The following is a 21,078-nucleotide window of genomic DNA, read 5'->3' on the forward strand; positions in this document are numbered from 1 at the left end:
ATGGGCGGCTGTTACAGACTGATGTCAATCTTCGGCGCCGGCAGCGGAGGGGCGTTTGTCGTTCAGACGCAGGCTGCGCAGGCTGCGTTTGATGGTCTTGAGATGGTCGAGCAGGGCCGGGCCGAGCTTCATGGCAACGCCTACCGCCAGCACATCAATCACCACAAGGTGCATGACGCGGGATGACATCAGGGCGCTGAGATCCTTGTCTTCTTCCAGGTCGGTGTGGATGGCGATTGTGGCGAGGTCTGCCAAGGGGGTGTTGCCCGGGCACAGGGTAATGACGGTGGCACCGGTCTCGCGCACCAGGCGCACGCTGTGCAGCAGATCCTTGGTTCGGCCGGTTTGGGACACGGCCATGACCACATCGCCTTCCTTCAGGGTGACGGCGGAGATGGTCTGCATGTGGGGGTCTGAATAGGCCGCCGCCAGAATTTTCAGGCGGTGCAGCTTGTGCTGTGCATCCATGCACACCGGTGCCGAGGCCCCAAAGCCGTAGATCTCGACCCGCGGAGCCTGGGCCAGTGCATCTATGGCACTTTCGAGGGTTTCCGAGTCCAGGTCTTCGCGGATATTGATCAGGTTGCCGATCATGGAATCGAAAATCTTCTGCTTGAATTCGTGCACAGTATCGGTCGAATTCAGCGCAAACTGCTCAAAGCTGGGGTTGCTTGCCAGACCCTGAGCCAGGGTCATTTTGAAGTCCTGAAAGCCATCGTAGTTGAGCGCACGACAAAACCGCACCACTGTCGGTTCACTGACGCTGGCCTCGGCCGCGAGGTCGACAATGCGCATATGAATGACATCGCTGGGCTTTGCCAGGACGAAGTCAGCCACCTTCTGCTCGGACTTGCGCAGCTTGGGGCGTGCATCTGCGATCATTTTCAGCAGGTTGAGGGGGTGCAAGGCTTTTCTCTTTTTCGAACAACTACTTGGCAAGGCGGCAATTATAGCAATGAATGTGACAGCGATCCTATTTAACTACGCTCGCCTGTTATATCAAATGCGCCATGCCGGCGCAGAAAACCGCGTTGCAGCTTCAGCAGGTGCGTGCTACCTTTTTGAATTGCAAATAAAAATCCGAATAATGCAAAACAGCGGGGAAGGCTCTGTGAAACGTCGTCAATTCCTACAAGGAGCGGGTGCGGCCACTCTGGCAGCAGGCACTCTGGTATCAGGAGTCGCGCAGGCGGCACCAGAACACAAGTGGAAAATGGTCACTACCTGGCCGAAGAACTTTCCGGGGCTGGGTACCGGCGCAAACTATCTGGCTGAGCTGATTGGCAAGCTCAGTAACGGTCGAATCGAGGTTAAGGTTTACGGTGCAGGCGAGCTGGTCGGCGCACTGGAAGTATTTGACGCAGTCTCCCGCGGCACGGCCCAGCTCGGCCATGGCGCGTCCTACTACTGGAAAGGCAAAAGCAGCGCGGCTCAGTTCTTCGCAGCGGTGCCTTTCGGTCTGACCGCACAGGAAATGAACTCCTGGCTGTACCACGGTGGCGGCATGGAGCTGTGGGAAGAAGTCTACGCACCCTTTGGCCTGGTGCCGGGCGCAGCCGGTAACACAGGCGTGCAGATGGGCGGCTGGTTCAACAAGGAAATCAACAGTGTTGGTGACCTGGAAGGCTTGAAAATGCGTATTCCGGGCCTGGGCGGCGAAGTGCTCAAGCGCGCTGGTGGTACTCCGGTACTGTTGCCGGGTGGCGAGATCTTCCCATCGCTGCAGTCCGGTGCCATTGATGCCACCGAGTGGGTTGGTCCTTACAACGACATGGCCTTCGGTCTGCACAAGGCCGCCAAGTACTACTACTACCCGGGTTGGCATGAGCCAGGCACCACGCTGGAGTGCATGATCAACAAGGAAGCACTGGAAGCACTGCCCGAAGAGCTGCAGCTGATCGTGCGTACGTCCATTCGCATTGCCAACCAGGACATGCTGGCGGACTTCACGGCCAAGAACAACCAGGCTCTGGAGCAACTGGTTAACGAGCAGAACGTGGATCTGCGTCGCTTCCCGGATGATGTGCTGAAGAAACTGCGCGATCTGTCCGACGAAGTGATTGCTGAAGAAGCCGCGCAGGACGAGATTACCAAAAAGGTGTTCGACTCCTTCGTCAAATTCCGCGACCAGGCAACGAAATGGCACGCCGTTTCCGAGCAGGCTTACCTGAACGCCCGCTCGCTCTAGGCTTTACCTTGTAAAAAATACCGCTGTAAAAAAGGCCGACAGAAATGTCGGCCTTTTTTATGTTCAGGATGAACGGGCCCTGACATTAGCTCCTGCAATGTCAGGATTTCCGCCATCCATGGCGGTCATATCGCGGTCGCAGGGCCGTTTTTTGCTCCCGGCAAAAACGGCATTCAGGCCATTCCTGGCCCTTATGCGAAGGAGTGGTGCATGTTCAGGATGAATCTACCCTGACGGTAGGTTGGGTGAAGCCCCGAAGGGGCGTAACCCAACGATGGCCGTAACCCAACAAGACACCATTGATGGGTTTCGCTGCGCTACCCCCATCCCAGCCGTACACATTAGCCGTACACCACTTCTGGCAGCCAGGTGGCGAGCGCCGGCCAGTAAGCCAGCAGGCTGAGGACCACCAGCTGTATGAGGATGAAGGGTATAACGCCGCGATAGATCTGCATGGTCGAGACCGACTCGGGCGCCACGCCACGCAGGTAAAAGAGCGCGAAGCCAAAGGGCGGCGTCAGGAAGGAGGTCTGCAGGTTGATGGCGATCATGATACCCAGCCACACCGGATCCAGCCCCATGGTGAGCAGAATCGGCGCCACTATGGGCACGACCACAAAGGTGATCTCGATAAAGTCGAGGAAGAAGCCAAGCAGGAAGATGACCAGCATAACGATGGCCATGGCGCCGAAGACGCCGCCGGGCAGGTCGGTCAGGAAGTCTCGCACCAGATCATCACCGCCGTAACCACGGAACACCAGCGAGAAGATGGAGGCGCCCACCAGGATGATAAATACCATGGAGCTGACTTCGGTGGTGGACTTCATCACCTGCTTGAGCACGATATAGCTGAAGTTGCCGCGCATTATGCTGAGCGCAATGGCGCCGACAGCACCGACCGAAGCGGCCTCTGTCGGGGTCGCAAAGCCACCCAGAATGGAGCCCAGCACCAAGCCGATCAGCATAATGGGGGGCACCAGTGCCTTGAGTACGCGGGCAGTGAGGTCATCCACTGCATCGCGCTCGGCCTGGGGAATGGCCGGCACGCTTTTGGGATCAACCACGGCTTTGAACAGCAGATAGAGAACATAGGCCATAACCAGGATCAGGCCGGGAATCAGCGCGCCGAGGAAGAGATCACCCACTGTGACGGTTTCAGGCGAAAACATGCCCTGGTCGATCTGTGCCTGCTGATAGGCGGATGAAATAACATCCCCCAGCAGTACCAGCACTATAGACGGCGGAATGATCTGCCCCAGGGTACCTGAGGCGCAGATAATGCCGGTGGCCACCTTGGGATCGTAGCCACGGCGCAGCATGGTGGGCAAGGACAGCAGCCCCATGGTCACCACTGTAGCGCCAACGATACCGGTACTGGCGGCCAGTAGCATTCCCACCAGGGTGACCGAGATGCCAAGGCCTGCACGCATGGGGCCGAACATCAGCGCCATGGCATCCAGCAGCTCTTCGGCGATGCGGGATTTTTCCAGCATGACCCCCATGAACACAAACAGCGGTACTGCGATCAGTACTTCATTGTTCATGATGCCGAACAGGCGGTTGGGGATGGCTTCCAGAAAGACGGAATCGAAGTGTCCTGTCCAGGTGCCGATGGCGGCAAACAGCAGGCCGGTGCCAGCGAGGGAAAAGGCCACGGAGTAACCCAGTAGCAATACGGCTATGGCGCCTGCGAACAGCAGCAGCGGAAGAAGTTCGCTCATAGACCGTGTTCCTCGTCAGTCGGCAGCAGATGACCGTGGCCGCAGATTACCAGCAGGCAGCGGCCAAGGTCGGCGATACCCTGCATGATCATCATGATGGGCATTATGATCAGGGTTGATTTGAGTATGTAGCGGTACGGAATACCCCCGGCTTCCTGGGAGCCTTCGAGCTGGCCCCAGGAGGTGGCGACGTATTCCCAGGAGATCACCAGTATGAAAATGGACACGGGCATCAATAGCAGCAGGGTACCGAACAGGTTGATCCAGGCCTTGCCGCGCTCACTCAGCGGGCGGTAAAAGATATCCACCCGCACATGGCCGTCGTGCTTGAGGGTGTAGGCGGCGCCCAGCAGGAAGACAAAGCTGTGCATGTAAATAATGGATTCTTGTACTGCGATGTTGCCGAAGTTGAACAGGTAGCGCATGACCACAACCACGAAGGTCGTCAGCACCATGGTCAGTGTCAGCCAGGAAATAATGCGGCCGCTCCATTCGCTGAAACAATCCAGCATCTGGACCAGTCGATTGATCGACGAGAATGAGGACATTTTTGTTATAACCGCGATTCAATTCGAGGAGGTACTAATATAACCGCATCAGGCAGGGCCGTCATGACTTCCCGTACTGCAAATTACTGTAAAACCCTTACAATAGGGCCTACGAAACTGCCTCGACCTGCGGAGAGATCAATGAGTGATCAATTGGATATAGAAGCACGCCTGTCAGAACTGGAGCAGGTCCGGTTGACGGCCTTCTGCGCCACCCTGTCCGAACGCATGTTTCCGAATTTTGCGCTCTTTTCCCGGCTGGCTGAATTTGGCGATGCGCAGCAGCTGCGCCAGATTCTGAATGGGGTCTGGGATCATCTGTCCAACAGCGGTGCCAAGATGAACTTCGAAGTGCAGCTGGACAAGGTCGAGAGCAATATGCCGGATCTGGATGCCTTCGACATGTATGGTGCATCCCCGGCACTGGACTCGGTACTGGCGTTGTTCTCCACCCTGAGCGCAATTCTGGATAATGACTCGGCTGAAGCCGTGGCGGCACTGAATCTGTCCCGCGAGTGTGTGGCGTCCTACATCGAGGTCACCGAAGGCAATGACCAGATGTCCGACGAGGAGCTGGTGCGCTTCATCAATACCCACGACATGATGTTGCAGGAAGAAGCCTTTGTGGACACGACGCTGGAATTGCTGGAAGCCGATGGTCCCTTCAACCCGGCACTGGTGAAGCAGTTGCGCGATCTGGGCTGCAACGAAGGTTTCAGCAACATCGGCATTAGTGATCAGGACTGATGCTCAGACTCGGCCTTTTACTGCTGCTGGTGCCGGCGATCGGCATGATGGCCGGTTACATGATGGAACAGTCGCTGATTGATGCCTGCCTTGATGCCGGCGGATCTTTCGATTATGCCGCCGAGGCCTGTGACCCGGTGGGCAATCATGCTTTTGTACCCTTTAGCGCGCGCAATCCGTTGCTGGTGAACGGTGGCATGCTGCTCTCCACCCTGGGCCTGTTCCTGTGTCTTGGCGGCCTGTACACCAGGCGTCGCTGAAGGCCTTTCTACTCTCTGAAACACCGGGTTGACTATGAAATCACGCAGCAAAGTCCTTATCGGGCTCGGCCTTATTACGCTGGTGTCGGGCCTTTGGGCCTGGCTGAGTGGCCCGCTGTGGCTGGAGCAGTTCAATGAGCGCCAGATAGATGTGCGGGAAACCTTTCAGGCCCAGGGGCGGCTGTTTGGCCAGAGCCACGATCAGCAGGCCTGCCTGACCCAGACCCTGAATGATTTTAGTGGCTGTATCGGTTTTGAGTGCACCTTGCAGCAAGACTACTTCCTCAAGGCCTGCCTTGCTGAAGCAGCGCCTTCGCAAGGGTTCTGTGACGGCGTACCGGCGTACCGACTCAAGCTCACCGAAGATGACAAGTCCTGGGCCAAGTACGCTTGCTGGGAAGGTGATATTCGTGGTGAAGGCTGTCGCCTGCTATTGCGCCAGCAGCAGTATGAATGCAGCGGCGGCATTGCCGCGGATGCGCCGGCGCAGTAACGCCCATTCTTCAGCGGGTGCTGATCAGACGGTCAGCACCAGCTTGCCGCGTACATGACCACCGGCGCTCTGCTGGTGGGCGCTACGGGCTTCGGCCAGGGGTATTTCAGCGGCCAGGGTTAGCTTGAGGCTACCCTGGGCATAGCGCTTGGCCAACTCTGCCAGCTGGACGCCATTGGGTTCAACCCGGATGCCGCTTGCCTGCACGCCAGCTGCTTCTGCGGCGCGTACCACCGCATCAAGGGTAACCGAGGGCAAGGTGACCAGGCGACCACCGGGTTTGAGGCACTGCAATGCATTGATGCCAACCTCACCGCCCATGCCATCGATCACCAGATCGATGTCCTGCAGCTCCTGACCCAGGTTCTGCGTCTGGTAATCAATCACCGCATCACAGCCCAGGCTTTGCAGGTACTCATGGTTGGCCGCCGAGGCGGAGCCTGTTACCTGGGCGCCGGCCGCCTTGGCCAGCTGCACCGCCAGATGCCCCACACCGCCAGCCGCTGCCAGTACCAGCACTTGCTGGCCGGCACTGAGCTGCCCCTTGTCGAACAGCGCCTGCCAGGCAGTGAGCCCCGCCAACCCAAGCCCCGCGCCTTCACTGAATGACATCTGCGCAGGTTTGTGGGCGATCTGATTTGCCGGCGCCGCCAGATGTTCGGCATAGCATCCGGCTGCTTCAGGAAAGCGGATAAAACCAAAGACTTCGTCGCCGGGCTTGAAGCCTTCCACCGCTGCTCCGACCAGTTCAACGACGCCGGCAAACTCCCAACCGGGCACGAAGGGCAGTTTGCCTATAAAGGAAGCGGCACCCCCGCCGCTGCAGGTTTTCCAGTCAATCGGATTGATGCCGGCCGCCTTGTTGCGCACTAAAACTTCGTTGTCGCGAATGGTGGGGGTCGGCACTTCCTCATAGCTGAGGGCGTCAGGGCCGCCAAAGGCGTGAATGCGAATCGCTTTCATGAAAGTCTCCTGCTGGGCAGAGGGGCTGCGGCGAAAGTGCTAGTCGGAACTGCAGCTCTTGAGGTTTGAATTTGTTAGGCTTGGTGTTTCTGCAGGCCGCCTGGGCGGGCCTAAACACGCGAAACAGATATCAGGTAGCAAGAGTATGGTTTATTTGGGAATTTTGGAACAAGTGCTGTTCTGGGGTGGAGTTATCCTGTTTCTGGTGTCGCTGGGGCTCTATGGTCTGCGCACCCGGGATTACCGCTCACTGCTGATGTTCTGGCAGCCGACTATTGCTTTCAGTGCCGGTGAGAACCGTATTAATCGTATCGCGCTGGTGATGATGATTCTGGCCGTTGTGCTTAAGGGTTATCTGTTTTATATCAGCTGATAATCTCGTATAAGTGGGCAGGCCCGGGTTAAGAGCTGCGGGCCGCCATCCAAGTGCAATCACGCAAGGTCTGTCATGAAAGGAAATCCTGTTAAGGGCGCAGGCTATCTGCTGCGCGGCCTGAAAATGTTGCCCCACCCCTCGATTCGCAATTTCGTACTGATCCCACTACTGATAAATGTGTTGCTGTTCAGCGGTGCTATCTGGCTGCTGATGAGCCAGTTTGATGGTTGGGTCGATTACCTGCTGACACAGCTGTTGCCGGACTGGGAATGGTTATCGTTCCTGCGCTATTTGCTCTGGCCGCTGCTGGCGCTGGTGGTACTGGTGCTGGTCTATTACAGCTTTACGCTGGTGGCCAATCTGATCGCGGCACCTTTTAACGGTTTGCTGGCAGAAAAGGTCGAAAGCAACCTGCGTGGAGTTCGCAGTGCCGATGAGGGCTGGCAGGGGGTGCTGGCGCTGGTGCCGCGCACACTGGCGCGGGAACTGGCCAAGATCGCTTATTATTTGCCGCGAGTGCTGTTGCTGCTGGTGCTGACCTTTGTGCCGGTGGTGGGCCTGATCTCGCCGTTACTGTGGTTCCTGTTCGGTGCCTGGATGATGTCGATCCAGTACTGCGACTACCCCATGGATAACAACAAGGTCAGTTTTGGGCAGATGAAGCTGCTGCTAAAAGAGAAACGCCTGACATCGATTGGCTTTGGTGGCCTGGTGCAGCTGGGCATGATGGTGCCGCTGCTGAATCTGATACTGATGCCAGCGGCGGTGGTGGGTGCCACCCTGTACTGGGTGGAAGAGCATGCACCGGTGGTGGAAGGTGAGTCAGCGGAATTACGTCTGCGTTAAATGAGGCTGCTAGGTAAACGGTGCGATTCGCTTCGCTCATCAGCACCCTGATGCACGTGCCCCGCAACCCTATTACACCCTATGCTTCCTTACTTCGAGGTGGCCGGATATGGGTCGAGGTAAGATGAAAGTGCTGCTCTAGTGCCGGGCGTCGGCGGTTTCGGTCTTGCGATCGGCGGCGTCGACCAGCATCTCGGGCGGGAAGTGGCAGCTGAAGGTGCTGCCCTTACCAGGTCGGCTGTCGATACTGAGATGGGCGCCGTGGCGCACCAGCACATGCTTGACGATGGCCAGCCCAAGGCCTGTGCCGCCGCTGGAGGATGAGCGGCTTTCATCGACGCGGTAAAAGCGTTCCGTCAGGCGCGGAATATGGATGGAGTCGATACCGATGCCGTCGTCCGCGACCGAGAAGTGCCCGCCGTTTGTGTCTGTCCACCAGCGCAGCGCTATCCTGCCCCCGGCCGGTGTGTAACGCACGGCATTGAATACCAGATTCGAGAAGGCGCTGTGCAGCTCCAGTTCCTGGCCGGCCAGATCAAAATCGCTGTCCAGCTGCAGACTGATGACATGGTCTTTTTGCTGGGTTTGCGTCAGCACCTGGGCATCCTGACGAATCTGCTCCAGCATGGGTTTGAGCTGGATCTGGTGTTCATCGGCGATATGGTTGCTGGACTCCAGCCGTGACAACAGCAGCAGGTCATTGACCAGACTCTCCATGCGCAGTGCCTGAGCCTGCATCTGTCCCATGGCGCGGGCCAGCGGACGCGGCAGATCCTGATCCATAAAAGTTTCGACATAGCCGCGAATGACCGTTAGAGGTGTGCGCAGCTCGTGGGAAGCGTTGGCGACGAAGTCCTGGCGGGTCTGCTCCAGGCGCATCAGTCGGGTAATATCACGGGCCACCAGCAGCCGGTTGCCTTCGCCGAAGAGGGTGATCTGGTATTGCAGGTGCAGGTCGTTGTTTACAGGGCTCGGCAGTTCCAGTGGCTCGGCATACTGGCCCTTGCGGAAATAGCGGATAAAACGCGGGTCACGCAGCAGGTTTATTACCGGCTTGCCGCGATCCGACGTCGCCTTTAGGCCCAGCAGCTTGTCGGCCGAACGGTTCCACCATTCCAGATTGTTGTTGCGATCGACAATGACGATGCCGTCCTGCAAGGCGGCGGACGACTGCTGGAAACGCAGGATAACGGCCTGCAGGCTCTTTTCACGGCTGCGATCGGTTTTTTGCGTGCGTGCCAGCTCGTCCAGCAGCTCACCCCAGTAACCTGTGGCCTCGGGCGGCGCCGCGCCATCATTGCGCTGTAGCCAGGTCTGGAGTTTCTGAAACTGGCGAATCTGGTAGCTGCCCCAGCCCAGCAGGCCGGCAGTGGCGCCCCAGGCCGGGGTGCCAAACAGCAGACCGGCACCCGCTCCGGCCAGTGCACTCAGGCACAGGCTGACGAACATTGCGTGCTGCGTGTTCTGCATACTCGTCTGGGCCCCTGATTGTCAGATGGCGAATTATGCCACCTGGGAGGAGAAACGGTAACCAGTGCCGCGAACGGTTTGCACCAGGTAGTCGTGACGCTCAGTGAGTGCCTTTCTCAGGCGGCGTATATGCACATCGACGGTACGTTCCTCCACGTAGACATTGCCGCCCCAAACCATGTCCAGCAGCTGGCTGCGAGAGTAAGCGCGGTCCTGATGCGTCATGAAAAACTGCAGCAGGCGAAACTCGGTCGGCCCCAGCTCAATGGGCTTGTCGTCGGAGGTCACGCGGTGCGAGATGGGGTCCAGCATCAGGCCATCCACGCTAACCGGTTCTTCGACGCCCTTGGGCGTGGTGCGGCGCAAAACCGTTTTCAGCCGTGCCACCAGCTCGCGTGGCGAGAAGGGCTTGGTGATATAGTCATCCACCCCGGCCTCAAGCCCCTTCACCTTGCTGTCCTCTTCACCCTTGGCGGTCAGCATGATGATGGGGATTTCTGCGGTGAGTGCATCCTTGCGCAACCTGCGGGCAAATTCGATGCCGGTCATACCGGGCATCATCCAATCCAGCAACACCAGATCCGGTGGGCTGTCCACGACCAGTTCGTGGGCATCGCGGGCGTTATCAGCTTCCAGGCACTCGTAGCCGGCCATTTCCAGCGCCACCGCGATCATTTCACGTATCGGCGCTTCATCGTCGACAATCAGTACACGTTTTGCTGCAGACATGGGTCCTGCCTCTGTACGTAGCAATTAAGACGACATCATTACAAACGTAAATTATGACAGAGATGTGACGAAGGCCGTAATCAGCGCCAATTGGTTGGTTTTTCAGGTAAAAAGGCGCCGATCAGGCGCCTGTGCTGAGACTGTAGTCCGCTGCCAGGCCGATAAAGATCACCAGGCCGGCGTAATGGTTGTTGAGAAAGGCACGAAAGCAGGCATCACGCATCCGCGTGCGGGTGAGCCAGGCCTGGTAGACGAAGAAGCCGGCGGCGGCGACTAGACCTCCGTAGTACCAGGCGCCAAGGCTGAGGTTTTGCCCCACCATCACCAGGCACAGCAGCGACAGCCCCTGCAGCAGGCCAATAATCACCCGGTCCGCATCACCGAACAGGATGGCGGTGGATTTAACGCCAATCTTGAGGTCGTCGTCGCGATCGACCATGGCGTAGTAGGTATCGTAGGCCACTGTCCACAATAGATTGGCCAGAAACAGCAGCCAGGCGTTTGGTATCAGCTCGGCCTCCAGCGCGGTAAAGGCCATGGGGATGGCCCAGGAAAAGGCGGCACCAAGCACGACCTGGGGCAGGTGGGTATAGCGCTTCATGAAGGGGTAGCAAAACGCCAGCAGCAGGCCGCCGAATGACATCAGCACCGTGGTGTAGTTGGTATAGAGCACCAGTATGAACGCCAGTATCATCAGCACGGCGAACAGGTACAGGGCCTCGCGGCTGCTGACGCGGCCGGAGGCCAGTGGTCGGCCGGCGGTACGCTTGACATGGCCGTCAACCTTGCGATCAGCGAAGTCATTGATAACGCAGCCGCCGGCGCGGGTAAGGAACACGCCGGCACTGAAGATCAGCAGGATATCCAGTGGTGGTACGCCGTCTGCGGCTATCCATAGTGCCCAGAAGGTTGGCCACAGCAGCAGGTAGATACCGATGGGCTTATTGACCCTGGACAGCTGGATATAGGCATCCAGGCGATCACGCAGATGTGCGGACAGACTTTGGCTAGCGGGTGGCTGATGCATGGGCGTTATCCGTTGTGACCCCGAAAGCGGGGATATTCGACGTGCTGGAGTGCGGGCAGAAACACCTCGCACACCAGCAGGGGTTTGTTGGCCAGCCGGAACACCGAACGGCGGGCCCAGAGCGGGTCGCTGCCCTGCAGGCGCAGCCGGCCAATCTGCAGTGGCTCGCGCTGCATCGACAGGTCGCTGAACAAGAGTGTCCCCAGGGAGCGGCTGCCCACGCCCCTGAGCTGACGCTGCGGCCCTGACAGGGTATCAATCGGAATCACCGAGCGGGCATAGACCCAGGGCTCACCCTGGCCCAGCAGCTGCACCTCGCGGATCAGCGCCTGGCGCCGTGGCTGCATGCCCAGGGCACGGGCTTCAGAGCGGGTTGGGCGGGCATAGCCCAGACGTACAAGCTGGACACTGAACTGGCCATGACTCGCCCGTGTCAGCCGTTTTGTCAGGCTGCCCCTGTCCTGCAACCAGTCGCGCCAGGGCTGGGGTGCGGCCAGCCGGGACGGTCGCCTGAGGGCGCGCCAGCGGGTCGAAAAATGGTTACGAGTCAGGGCTTGAGCGGGTGTCACGGCAGGGTCCGGGGCAGGAAAGGGGCCTATCTTAGCACTCAGGTCGCTGGGCTCAAGCGGGCTGAGGCATACATCTTCGCGGCCCGGCTGTGGTAGCATCGCGCGATGAACGAAAAGACGACAGAATTGTGTGCCGATCAGGTGCGTGCGCTAACCGAGCGCTGGGTTGAGGTCATGGTGGTGGGGGAGAATCTGTGCCCCTTTGCTGCTGCGGTACTCAAGCGTGAGCAACTGCGCTTCGCGGTATCACCGGCGGACAGCGCCGAGGCCGTGGCCCGCGATTTCCTGCAGGAGCTGGCTCTGATCCAGCAGGCGCCGGAAGAAGAGATTGCCACAACGCTGATGATAGTGCCGGCGGCATTGGATGACTTCTACGATTACCTGGATGCGCTGGCGCAGTGCGAGGCACTGATCGCGAAGGCCGGGCTGGAGGGGGTGTTTCAGCTGGCCAGCTTCCATCCGCGCTATCGCTTTGGTGGCGTGCCGGCCGACGATATCAGCCACTGGACCAACCGCTCGCCCTATCCGATGTTTCACCTGCTGCGTGAAGGTCAGATGAGCCGCGTGCTGGCACACTATCCCGACCCCGACGCCATCCCGGAGCGCAATATTGCGCACCTGCGAGCACTGGGCCCTGAGGGACTGATCAAGCTCTTCCCGCCTTTCGCCGATTACTGCTAAACAGCTGTTATAACGAAAATGGCCGCGGAGCTAGCGCTACCGCGGCCATTGTATTGTTACGCCAGTGTGCGGGGTTTAGGTATCGTCTGACTCGTCAAGGTCGCCGGATTCGTCATTCACCGTGCGGCGCATTTCCTGCAAGCTCTGGTGGCGCACGTCCGTGCCACTCACCTGATAGACCAGATGTTCGGCCAGATTGCAGACATGATCGCCGATACGCTCGAGGGAGCGCAGCACCCAGATTACATTCAGTACGCTGCTGATGGAGCGCGGGTCTTCCATCATGTAGGTGGCCAGCGAGCGCATCGCTGAACGGTATTCCTGATCCACGGCCTTGTCCTGCTTGGCGACCTGGTAAGCCAGGTTTATATCGCTGCGGGCAAAGGCGGTCAGGACATCCCGCACCATGATGCGGACCAGACTGCCGATATGACGAATTTCCTGGTAACCGCGGGGAGACTCGCCGCCCTTGACCAGCTCAATGGCCTGACGTGAGATACGGGTCGCTTCGTCGCCGATGCGCTCCAGATCCACTACCGCGCGCGAGATCGCCATGATCATGCGCAGGTCGCTGGCGGCAGGCTGGCGGCGGGCGATGATGCGCGTGCAGTGCTCATCGATCATCAGCTCCATGTCGTTGGTCTGCTTGTCGCCGCGCAGTGAGCGCTCGGCCAGGTCGCTATCGCCGTTCAGCAGGGCTTCGATGCTGTCCTGCACCTGGCGCTCCACCATGCCGCCCATGGTCAGCAGTTCGGTCCGGATCTGTTCGAGATCTTCGTTGAACTGCTGGGAAATGTGGGTGCTGTAGCCGTCTTTTTCATATTCCACGGTGTCTTTCTCCGTAGCGGTTATTCGGGTTATCGCGTCTTTGCAGGCTGCAAGACTGCATCAGCCGTAACGGCCGGTGATGTAGTCTTCGGTCTGCTTTTGCACCGGGTTGGTAAAGAGGGTGTCCGTGACGCCAAACTCAATTAGGTCGCCCATGTACATGAAAGCGGTGTAGTCCGATACGCGGGCGGCCTGCTGCATGTTGTGGGTAACAATGACGATGGTGAAATCCTTTTTCAGAGCATGGATCAGCTCTTCGATCTTCAGGGTCGAGATGGGATCCAGTGCCGATGCCGGTTCGTCGAGCAGCAGGACTTCAGGCTTCACGGCGATGGTACGGGCGATGACCAGACGCTGCTGCTGACCACCGGACATGCCCAGTGCGCTCTCGTGCAGACGGTCCTTGACCTCATCCCAGAGGGCGGCGGAGCGCAGCGCCCATTCCACGGTATCGTCAATCAGGCGCTTCTTCTTCAGGCCCTGAATACGCAGGCCATAGGCTACGTTTTCGTAGATCGACTTGGGGAAGGGGTTGGGCTTCTGGAACACCATGCCAACACGACGGCGCAGTTCGGCGACATCCACGCCGCGGCCGTAAACGTTGCTGTCGTCCAGCAGAATTTCGCCGTCGATCTGGCAGCCATCCACCAGGTCGTTCATGCGATTGAAGCAGCGCAGCAGTGTGGATTTGCCGCAGCCCGACGGGCCTATAAAGGCGGTGACCCGGTTCTTGGGAATCAGCATGTTGATGCCGTGAAGTGCTTCCTTGTCGCCGTAGCGCAGGCGCAGGTCATTGACCTTGAGGGTGATTTCCTCGTCGTCCATGTTCAGTGCACGGGGATCACGCTTGAGCGAGGAAATGTCGATCGCATGGGATTTCATATTGCTACTCATGTCTCAAACCTTTGTTAAGTCAGCGCGTCAGGCCAGCGTTACATTTCAAGCGCTTTGTATTTCTCGCGCAGATGGTTGCGAATCGCGATGGCTGAGAAGTTCAGCAGGGCGATCACTACCACCAGCAGCAGCGCTGTGGCATAAACCAGCGGACGGGCCGCTTCCACGTTCGGGCTCTGGAAACCCACATCATAGATGTGGAAGCCCAGGTGCATGAATTTCTGATCCAGATGCAGATAGGGGTAATTCATATCCAGCGGCAGGCTTGGTGCCAACTTGACCACGCCCACCAGCATCAGCGGAGCCACTTCACCGGCGGCGCGGGCAATGGCCAGAATAACACCGGTCATGATGGCGGGGCTGGCCATGGGCAGCACTACCTTCCACAGGGTTTCAGCCTTGGTCGCGCCCAGTGCCAGTGAGCCTTCGCGCACGGCGCGGGGGATTCGACTCAGGCCTTCCTCAGTGGCGACGATGACCACCGGTACTGTCAGCAGTGCCAGGGTCAGAGAGGCCCACATCAGGCCGCCGGTGCCAAAGGTCGGCGACGGCTTGGCTTCGGGGAAGAAGAGGTCATCGATATTGCCACCCAGGAAATAAACGAAGAAGCCCAGGCCGAAGACGCCGTAAACGATGGACGGTACGCCGGCCAGGTTGTTGACGGCGATGCGCAACACACGGGTGGTGAAGCCCTGGCGGGCATATTCGCGCAGGTAAACCGCCGCGATAACTCCGAACGGTGTCACCATCACGGACATCAGCAGTACCATCATCACGGTGCCGTAGATGGCTGGGAATATGCCGCCCTCTGTGTTGGCTTCACGGGGATCATCGGCGATGAATTCCCAGATCTTGGCCGCGTAGTGCAGAACCTTGTCGCCCAGATGCATGCTGTTGGGCAGGAAGGCGCGCACAACCTTGGACAGTTGCACTTCCACGCTGCGACCGTCGGCCACTTCGGCCACAAAGCTGTCGCGGTTCAGCGCATTGCTCAGCTCCAGCAGATCGACCTGCAGTTCCTCGTACTCGGCATTGAGTTCGCTACGCCTGTCTTCGATGTCGGCATAGGGCTGCGGATCTGTGACGTTTTTCAGTTCCAGTGAACGCTGCTTCAGGCGCAGGCGCTCCAGTTCATAGTTGATGGAGCCGATAACGCCTTTCTGGATGTCCTCAATCTGGGCATGCAGATCCTGGGCACGGCTGATGCGACGCTGAAAGTTCTGCCACAGCGCATCGTATTCCGGGCCCGGAGCGTAGCCGTCATGCTGGGCGACCAGTTCGCCGTCCTGCTTGATGGCCTGCAGATAACCGTAAAGGTTGCCCCATTCGCGACGTTCGGCGACAAACATCATCGCCGGATAGCTGCGTTCGGTCACATGGTCATCCAGCGCCCAGACAAAGTCGGCGCCGGTGATATCGCGGTTACCGACCTTGAACAGGTCACGTTTCATGTGCTCGAGGCCAGCGGGTACATCGACGCCGGCATCGCGCAGCTGGGCGGCGGGTACAAACTCGGACTCCACCAGTTCGCCCACTAGCACGGAACGCTGTCCGCTCTGATCGTAGCTGGCGCTCAGCACGTCGGCGGGCCAGAAGTGACCCAGGCCGCGCACGGCGATCAGCGCCAGCAGGCCCAGCACCATGATGATACAGATGGCCACGGCGCCGGCGTTGAGCCAGACCCAGGGGGAGCCGGAGCGGGTCCAGTCGGAAACGGAAATTCTCATCACATTAATCCTCAGTCACCCGATTACAGAGAGCCATATTTCTGGCGCAGATGCTGGCGAATGCTCTCGGCCAGGGTGTTCACCATAAAAGTGAACATGAACAGTACGAAGGCGGCCAGGAACAGGATGCGGAAATGGGTGCTGCCCACTTCGGACTCCGGCATTTCCACCGCGATATTGGCGGCCAGGGTACGCATGCCCTCAAAGATGTTTACATCCATGATTGGGGTGTTGCCCGTGGCCATCAGCACTATCATGGTTTCACCTACCGCACGGCCCATGCCGATCATCACCGCCGAGAAGATACCGGGGCTGGCGGTCGGCATGACCACGCGCACCAGTGTCTGCCAGGGCGTGGCACCCAGCGCCAGTGAGCCGTAGCTCAGGCTCTTGGGCACCGCGAAGATGGCATCCTCGGTGATCGAGAAGATGGTCGGGATAACGGCAAAGCCCATGGCGATACCCACCACCAGAGCGTTGCGCTGATCGTAGCTGATGCCCATGGTCTGACTGACCCACAGGCGCAGGTCGCCGCCGAACAGCAGGTTTTCAACCGGGCCGGCCAGGGCAAAGCTAAGCCAGGTTGCCAGCATGACCACCGGAATCAGCAGGGCGGCATCCCAGCCGTCGGGCAGCAGGTAGCGGATGCGATTGGGCATTTGCGCCCAGCCAAAGGCAAAGGCCAGGATCGATGCCGGGACCACCAGTAGAATCAGGAAGACCGCAGCCAGGTTGAGTTCCATAAAGGGCGCCAGCCAGAGACCTGCCAGAAATCCCAGGATGACCGTTGGCAGAGCCTCCATCAGCTCGATCACCGGCTTTACCTTGCGGCGCAGGCCCGGAGCCATGAAGTAGGCGGTGTAGATGGCACCGCAGATGGCCAGCGGGGTCGCCAGTAGCATGGCGTAGAAGGCAGCCTTGAGAGTACCGAACGCCAGTGGCATGAGGCTGTATTTGGGCTCGAAGTCGTTGTTGGCGGCGGAGGACTGCCATACATAAGCCGGTTCTTCATAACCTTCATACCAGACCTTGTCCCAGAGCGCGGTCCAGGAAATGTCCGGGTGCTCGTTGTGGATGGCCCAGAAGCTTAATGTTCCGCGCTGTTCCAGCAGCATGGCGTTGGAACGCGGTGCATAGGCGATCTGGTCGGCGGGGCCGTCCAGCAGTTTCTCGCTCAGTACAGTGCGCTGCGCCGTGGTGTTGAACAGCTTCAGGGTGCCTTCGTTGTCCAGAGTAGCGAAGCCCTTGCGACGGTGTTCGGTGGTGAAACTCGACAGGGTGCCGCCTTCGGTGTCGAAGTGGCGAATGGGGGTCAGCTGCCAGCTGCCCTGCTCATCACGCACCAGGAACCACTGTGAAACGCGGCCCTTGCTGTCAGCCAGCATCAGGGAGTTGCCGCCCAGCAGCAGTTCAAATGCCTCTATATCGCCATTGGTGGCGTTGATGATCTGGCTGATGCTGGCGTCGTTCGGTGCCTGCAGGTCAGCTACGGCGAGCTTGCCACCCTGGGCGGCGATCAGCAGCCAGCGCCGATCCGGCATCAGCAACAGTTTGGTCGCCTTGACGTTGGGTTGCGCCAGGTGGGTTGTTTCGATGCTGGTTTCCACTTCACCGCTGAGGAAGTTCTCGCTCAGTTCGATATCGGTGCGAGTCAGGCCGCTGGCGTTGCCGCCGATCAGGCGCCAGTTGTCGCCATCACCATTAACCGTCAGCAGTTCCAGCGGGTTGTCGCCCATGGGGATGGGGTCGGTGCCCAGCGGGTAGGCCAGTTCCGGTGACAGTACGCGCACCCCGTCGGGGTAGGATGCCTTGTAATCGTGGCGCAGTACCAGGGCATTGCCGTTGCTCAGTCCCAGCGCAAACAGGCGACGGGCATCGGAGATGAGGGCAAAGCTGCTGATGGATACGCCTTCGGGCAGATCCAGCGACTGTTGCCTGACGATGTCGCCACTGCGGGTGTTGAAGAAGATAACTTCAGCCGCATCGGTCAGGCGCAGGCCTATTTCAGCCTGTTCTTCCATGGCCAGATAGAGCGTCTTGCCCTGGCCCGGCAGCGGGTAGGGGCTGACGACCTGGCCGTTCTGCTGCCAGGGCTCGACGGCGGCGGAACGAAACAGTGGCATTACTTCATATAGCAGATAGAAAAAAATCAGCAGAATAGCGACTATAACGCTGATGCCGCCGATGCCGATGCCGACGGTCGCAGCCTTGTCCTTGAGCGCGCGCATCTTGCGCTTGCGCCTGGCGGAGGGCGTATTGAAGTCGAGCTCGGGTACGCTAACTGTGGCTTCGTTGCTCATGACACTCGGTTCCCGGAAGTCCTGAATATACGGCGGCTACAATAATGCAGTTATATGACGCTTTTGTTACAAGCCGCGAACAATAAAATGCAGGGATGCTGTCGCCAGCACCCCTGCATTTCGTAACACCTTAACTCTCTCCGATCACGGCTTGGAACCGGCCGGGGGAAGCTGTGTTACAGGCCCAGAGCAGCCATCTGTTTTTCAACAACCTTGGCGGGCAGCGGGATGTAACCGTCTTTCACGACCACTTCCTGACCGGCCTTGGACATGACCAGCTTGAGGAACTCGCGTTCCAGCGGCTGCAGGTCGGTACCAGGCTTCTTGTTGATGTAAACGTAGAGCGAACGTGCCAGCGGGTATTTGCCGGTAATGGCGTTTTCCGGCGTTGCTTCAACGAATTCTTCACCAGCTTTCTTCGCCAGTGGCAGGGCACGTACGGAAGCGGTTTTGTAGCCGATACCGGAGTAACCCAGGCTGTTCAGCGAGGTGGAGACAGACTGTACAACAGAGGCAGAGCCTGGCTGTTCGTTAACGTTGTTGCGGAAATCGCCCTTGCACAGCGCTTTTTCCTTGAAGTAACCGTAAGTGCCGGATACCGAGTTGCGACCGAACAGCTGAATGCTCTTGTCGGCCAGGGTACCTTCCAGGCCCAGTTGACCCCAGTTAGTGACGTCGTCAGCGCCGCCGCACTTGCGGGTAGACGAGAACACAGCGTCAACCTGGTCGATGCTCAGGCCGGCGATGGGGTTGTCCTTGTGGGCGAACACGGCCAGAGCGTCGATGGCCACGGCAACAGCGGTCGGCTTGTAGCCGTATTTCTGCTCGAAGGATTCCAGCTCCTTGTCTTTCATCTTGCGGGACATGGGGCCAATGTTGGAAGTGCCTTCAGTCAGGGCTGGCGGCGCTGTGGAAGACCCGGCGGCCTGAATCTGGATGTTGACGTTGGGGTACAGACGCTTGAACTCTTCAGCCCAGAGGGTCATCAGGTTGGCCAGAGTATCGGAACCGACGCTGGACAGGTTGCCTGAAACGCCAGACGCTTTTTCGTAAGTCGGCAGGTTGGCATCCAGCAGATCGGAGGCGTTGGCAGTCAGGCAGGTTGCCGAGATGGCAACGGCTGAGATCAGCTTTTTCATCGGTGTCATGGTTAGCTCCTGAAGAGTTTTAAGAGTCAGTGTTCAGTTGTTGGACGTCACTATAGGGCGGGTCTGTGACACTAATGTGACAACCTGCGAGGGTTTGCAGTCGGGGGGCTGGCGCGCTACAGGTAGTGATTTGTGAAGCTGTGAAGATTACACTCTGTGCATCCGAAATCTGCACCCGAAAAATACAGGTTGGAATATCGATCATGTCCAGTGTTGATGAGCACAATCCGTTACCCGACGGTGAGCTGAGCCTAAAATTGCCGGCCAGCAGTCAGGCAACCAACATGTTTGGCGATGTCTATGGCGGCTGGGTCGTGGCGCGGGCCGTTGAAGCGGCAGAAATTCGCGCCGCCAAGATTGCCGAGGGCCGCATTGCCACAGTGTCGGTGGGGAGCATGGATTTTCTCTCGCCGGTGCTGGTTGGCACCATTCTCAGCTTCTATACCCGCGTGATTGAACTGGGCAACAGCTCAGCGCGTATTCTGGTTGAGGTCTGGGGTCGTTGCCCCGATGGCCGGGAGCCACGCAAGGTCACCGAAACCGAATGTGTCCAGGTTGCCATCGATCAGTACGGACATATTCGCCCGCTGCCGGTGCAGTGATCGCAGCATGCAGGTGAACTTCCTGTAGCTCAGTTTGACTAACAGGCCCCGCTTTAGCCTGCATCTGGAGATCACATGTACACGCGGCGCATAAAACTGCTCAGGATGGCGCTTTCGACATTGCTCGGATGGCGCCGTCAGGGCTACTTCATTCCCTATCGCTACGCCGACCAGCTGCCGGAGGCAACGCCATCTTACCCGGCGCTGGAACAGCTGCTGGCGCGCCATGAGCCACAGTTCAGTCAGTTGCTCACCGCATTGGACGCCTTTGCGCCACAGTTGCAGGGATTTAGTGGTACCCAGCCGCCGCTGCCTCGCTGGCAGCAGAGCTGGTTTCCCCGCCTGGATGGCGCTATCGCCTACGGCCTGACCCGGCTGCAGCGCCCGCGAATGATTATCGAGGTGGGGTCCGGCCATTCCACGCGCTTCTTTGTCAAAGCCTGTCAGGATGAGGGGCTGAGTACCGAACTGATCTGTATCGACCCTGCGCCACGGGCGGATCTGGCCCGGCTGGATGTGAAGGTGCAGCGTACGCCGGTACAACAGGCGGATCCGGCACTGTTCGAGCGTTTGCAGGCCGGGGATCTGCTCTTTATTGATTCCAGCCATCTGTTGCTGCCAGGCAGCGATGTCGACTGGCTGCTGAATCGGGTCTGGCCAGTGCTGGCTGCCGGCGTGCTGGTGCATTTCCATGACATACTGCTGCCCGACGACTACCCCGAGCAGTGGCGCTGGCGCGGTTACAACGAACAGCAGGCAGTGGCGGTGTTGCTTAGTAGCGGCGCAGCCACACCGCTCTGGTCCAGCCATTACGCCGCCAGTCGCATGCAATCCCAGTTACAGCATAGCTTTGTGGCGGGGCTGCCGATGCCGGATGAAGCGCTGGAAACCAGCCTGTGGCTGCGCAAGGTCACACCGGCGCTGGATGCTCTCTAGGACGCAGCCCGGCAGACAGTGTTTT

The 21,078-nt window shown here is 58.9% G+C and carries 22 protein-coding genes; 9 read left to right on the plus strand and 13 right to left on the minus strand.

Annotated features, from left to right (window positions below):
• Positions 1 to 24 precede the first annotated feature (24 nt).
• Positions 25 to 906: a MurR/RpiR family transcriptional regulator gene (locus MPRO_RS06980; protein WP_173645501.1), complete on the minus strand. Its 882-nt coding sequence runs from the start codon at positions 904 to 906 to the stop codon at positions 25 to 27.
• 205 nt (positions 907 to 1,111) lie between these two features.
• Here MPRO_RS06980 and MPRO_RS06985 point away from each other — a divergent pair, with 205 nt between their 5' ends.
• Positions 1,112 to 2,188 carry a TRAP transporter substrate-binding protein gene (locus MPRO_RS06985; protein ID WP_102136279.1) on the plus strand — a complete coding sequence of 359 codons (1,077 nt, stop codon included), beginning with the start codon at positions 1,112 to 1,114 and terminating at the stop codon, positions 2,186 to 2,188.
• Between the two features lie 341 nt (positions 2,189 to 2,529).
• On the opposite strand, the gene MPRO_RS06990 is transcribed toward MPRO_RS06985, so the two are convergent.
• Together MPRO_RS06990 and MPRO_RS06995 are read right to left on the minus strand one after the other, a co-directional pair.
• A complete protein-coding gene (locus MPRO_RS06990; protein WP_067289347.1) occupies positions 2,530 to 3,909 on the minus strand; it encodes a TRAP transporter large permease in 1,380 nt (459 codons plus the stop codon).
• On the minus strand, positions 3,906 to 4,457 hold the full coding sequence (locus MPRO_RS06995) for a TRAP transporter small permease subunit (RefSeq protein WP_067289350.1): 552 nt from the start codon (positions 4,455 to 4,457) through the stop codon (positions 3,906 to 3,908). Before MPRO_RS06995 ends, MPRO_RS06990 begins: the two co-directional genes overlap by 4 nt.
• Before the next feature lie 141 nt (positions 4,458 to 4,598).
• On the opposite strand from MPRO_RS06995, the gene MPRO_RS07000 reads away from it, so the two are divergent.
• Genes MPRO_RS07000 through MPRO_RS07010 form a run of 3 tightly spaced genes read left to right on the plus strand, consistent with a single transcriptional unit; the run spans position 4,599 to position 5,957 of the window.
• Positions 4,599 to 5,204 (plus strand): YjaG family protein, encoded by a 606-nt coding sequence (locus MPRO_RS07000; RefSeq protein ID WP_067289354.1) that lies wholly within the window; start codon positions 4,599 to 4,601, stop codon positions 5,202 to 5,204.
• Positions 5,204 to 5,464, plus strand: a complete 261-nt coding sequence (locus tag MPRO_RS07005) for a hypothetical protein (RefSeq protein WP_067289357.1) — start codon at positions 5,204 to 5,206, stop codon at positions 5,462 to 5,464. The genes MPRO_RS07000 and MPRO_RS07005 overlap by 1 nt, the downstream gene beginning before the upstream one ends.
• A 34-nt stretch (positions 5,465 to 5,498) precedes the next feature.
• Positions 5,499 to 5,957, plus strand: coding sequence for a hypothetical protein (locus MPRO_RS07010; protein WP_067289361.1), 459 nt, complete (start codon positions 5,499 to 5,501; stop codon positions 5,955 to 5,957).
• Positions 5,958 to 5,981: 24 nt separating this feature from the next.
• Here the strand turns inward: MPRO_RS07010 and MPRO_RS07015 are convergent, their stop codons facing one another.
• Positions 5,982 to 6,920: an NADP-dependent oxidoreductase gene (locus MPRO_RS07015; RefSeq protein ID WP_067289365.1), complete on the minus strand. Its 939-nt coding sequence runs from the start codon at positions 6,918 to 6,920 to the stop codon at positions 5,982 to 5,984.
• A 145-nt stretch (positions 6,921 to 7,065) separates the two neighbouring features.
• Here MPRO_RS07015 and MPRO_RS07020 point away from each other — a divergent pair, with 145 nt between their 5' ends.
• Both MPRO_RS07020 and cysZ read left to right on the plus strand, forming a co-directional pair.
• Complete coding sequence (locus MPRO_RS07020; RefSeq protein WP_067289370.1) at positions 7,066 to 7,293, plus strand: hypothetical protein; 228 nt, start codon at positions 7,066 to 7,068, stop codon at positions 7,291 to 7,293.
• 75 nt (positions 7,294 to 7,368) lie between these two features.
• Positions 7,369 to 8,142: a sulfate transporter CysZ gene (gene cysZ, locus MPRO_RS07025; protein ID WP_067289373.1), complete on the plus strand. Its 774-nt coding sequence runs from the start codon at positions 7,369 to 7,371 to the stop codon at positions 8,140 to 8,142.
• Positions 8,143 to 8,280: 138 nt separating this feature from the next.
• On the opposite strand, the gene phoR is transcribed toward cysZ, so the two are convergent.
• The 4 genes from phoR to MPRO_RS07045 all read right to left on the minus strand — a co-directional run bounded on the left by phoR (position 8,281) and on the right by MPRO_RS07045 (position 11,937).
• The gene (gene phoR / locus MPRO_RS07030) at positions 8,281 to 9,612 is read right to left on the minus strand and encodes a phosphate regulon sensor histidine kinase PhoR (RefSeq protein ID WP_067289377.1); all 1,332 of its coding nucleotides are present in this window, start codon (positions 9,610 to 9,612) and stop codon (positions 8,281 to 8,283) included.
• A gap of 33 nt (positions 9,613 to 9,645) precedes the next feature.
• Positions 9,646 to 10,341 (minus strand): phosphate regulon transcriptional regulator PhoB, encoded by a 696-nt coding sequence (gene phoB / locus MPRO_RS07035; RefSeq protein ID WP_067289381.1) that lies wholly within the window; start codon positions 10,339 to 10,341, stop codon positions 9,646 to 9,648.
• Between the two features lie 121 nt (positions 10,342 to 10,462).
• Positions 10,463 to 11,368, minus strand: coding sequence for a 4-hydroxybenzoate octaprenyltransferase (gene ubiA, locus MPRO_RS07040; protein ID WP_067289384.1), 906 nt, complete (start codon positions 11,366 to 11,368; stop codon positions 10,463 to 10,465).
• Between the two features lie 5 nt (positions 11,369 to 11,373).
• Complete coding sequence (locus MPRO_RS07045) at positions 11,374 to 11,937, minus strand: chorismate--pyruvate lyase family protein (RefSeq protein WP_067289479.1); 564 nt, start codon at positions 11,935 to 11,937, stop codon at positions 11,374 to 11,376.
• Positions 11,938 to 12,042: 105 nt separating this feature from the next.
• On the opposite strand from MPRO_RS07045, the gene MPRO_RS07050 reads away from it, so the two are divergent.
• Entirely contained in the window at positions 12,043 to 12,618 is a 576-nt protein-coding gene (locus MPRO_RS07050) for a DUF1415 domain-containing protein (protein WP_067289386.1), read from the plus strand.
• A gap of 75 nt (positions 12,619 to 12,693) precedes the next feature.
• Here MPRO_RS07050 and phoU read toward each other — a convergent pair whose 3' ends face one another.
• The 5 genes from phoU to MPRO_RS07075 form a co-directional block, all read right to left on the minus strand.
• The gene (gene phoU, locus MPRO_RS07055) at positions 12,694 to 13,446 is read right to left on the minus strand and encodes a phosphate signaling complex protein PhoU (protein WP_067289389.1); all 753 of its coding nucleotides are present in this window, start codon (positions 13,444 to 13,446) and stop codon (positions 12,694 to 12,696) included.
• A gap of 60 nt (positions 13,447 to 13,506) precedes the next feature.
• The gene (pstB, locus tag MPRO_RS07060; protein WP_067289391.1) at positions 13,507 to 14,340 is read right to left on the minus strand and encodes a phosphate ABC transporter ATP-binding protein PstB; all 834 of its coding nucleotides are present in this window, start codon (positions 14,338 to 14,340) and stop codon (positions 13,507 to 13,509) included.
• A 38-nt stretch (positions 14,341 to 14,378) separates the two neighbouring features.
• Positions 14,379 to 16,067, minus strand: coding sequence for a phosphate ABC transporter permease PstA (pstA, locus tag MPRO_RS07065; protein ID WP_173645502.1), 1,689 nt, complete (start codon positions 16,065 to 16,067; stop codon positions 14,379 to 14,381).
• Between the two features lie 23 nt (positions 16,068 to 16,090).
• Positions 16,091 to 18,367 (minus strand): ABC transporter permease subunit, encoded by a 2,277-nt coding sequence (locus MPRO_RS07070; RefSeq protein WP_067289395.1) that lies wholly within the window; start codon positions 18,365 to 18,367, stop codon positions 16,091 to 16,093.
• Positions 18,368 to 18,543: 176 nt separating this feature from the next.
• Positions 18,544 to 19,515 carry a PstS family phosphate ABC transporter substrate-binding protein gene (locus tag MPRO_RS07075; protein WP_067289397.1) on the minus strand — a complete coding sequence of 324 codons (972 nt, stop codon included), beginning with the start codon at positions 19,513 to 19,515 and terminating at the stop codon, positions 18,544 to 18,546.
• Between the two features lie 203 nt (positions 19,516 to 19,718).
• On the opposite strand from MPRO_RS07075, the gene MPRO_RS07080 reads away from it, so the two are divergent.
• Complete coding sequence (locus tag MPRO_RS07080) at positions 19,719 to 20,117, plus strand: acyl-CoA thioesterase (RefSeq protein ID WP_067289399.1); 399 nt, start codon at positions 19,719 to 19,721, stop codon at positions 20,115 to 20,117.
• Positions 20,118 to 20,192: 75 nt separating this feature from the next.
• The gene (locus MPRO_RS07085) at positions 20,193 to 21,053 is read left to right on the plus strand and encodes a class I SAM-dependent methyltransferase (RefSeq protein WP_067289402.1); all 861 of its coding nucleotides are present in this window, start codon (positions 20,193 to 20,195) and stop codon (positions 21,051 to 21,053) included.
• The last annotated feature ends 25 nt before the right edge of the window (positions 21,054 to 21,078 follow it).

This window comes from Marinobacterium profundum, from assembly GCF_001528745.1.
GTDB lineage: Bacteria > Pseudomonadota > Gammaproteobacteria > Pseudomonadales > Balneatricaceae > Marinobacterium_A > Marinobacterium_A profundum.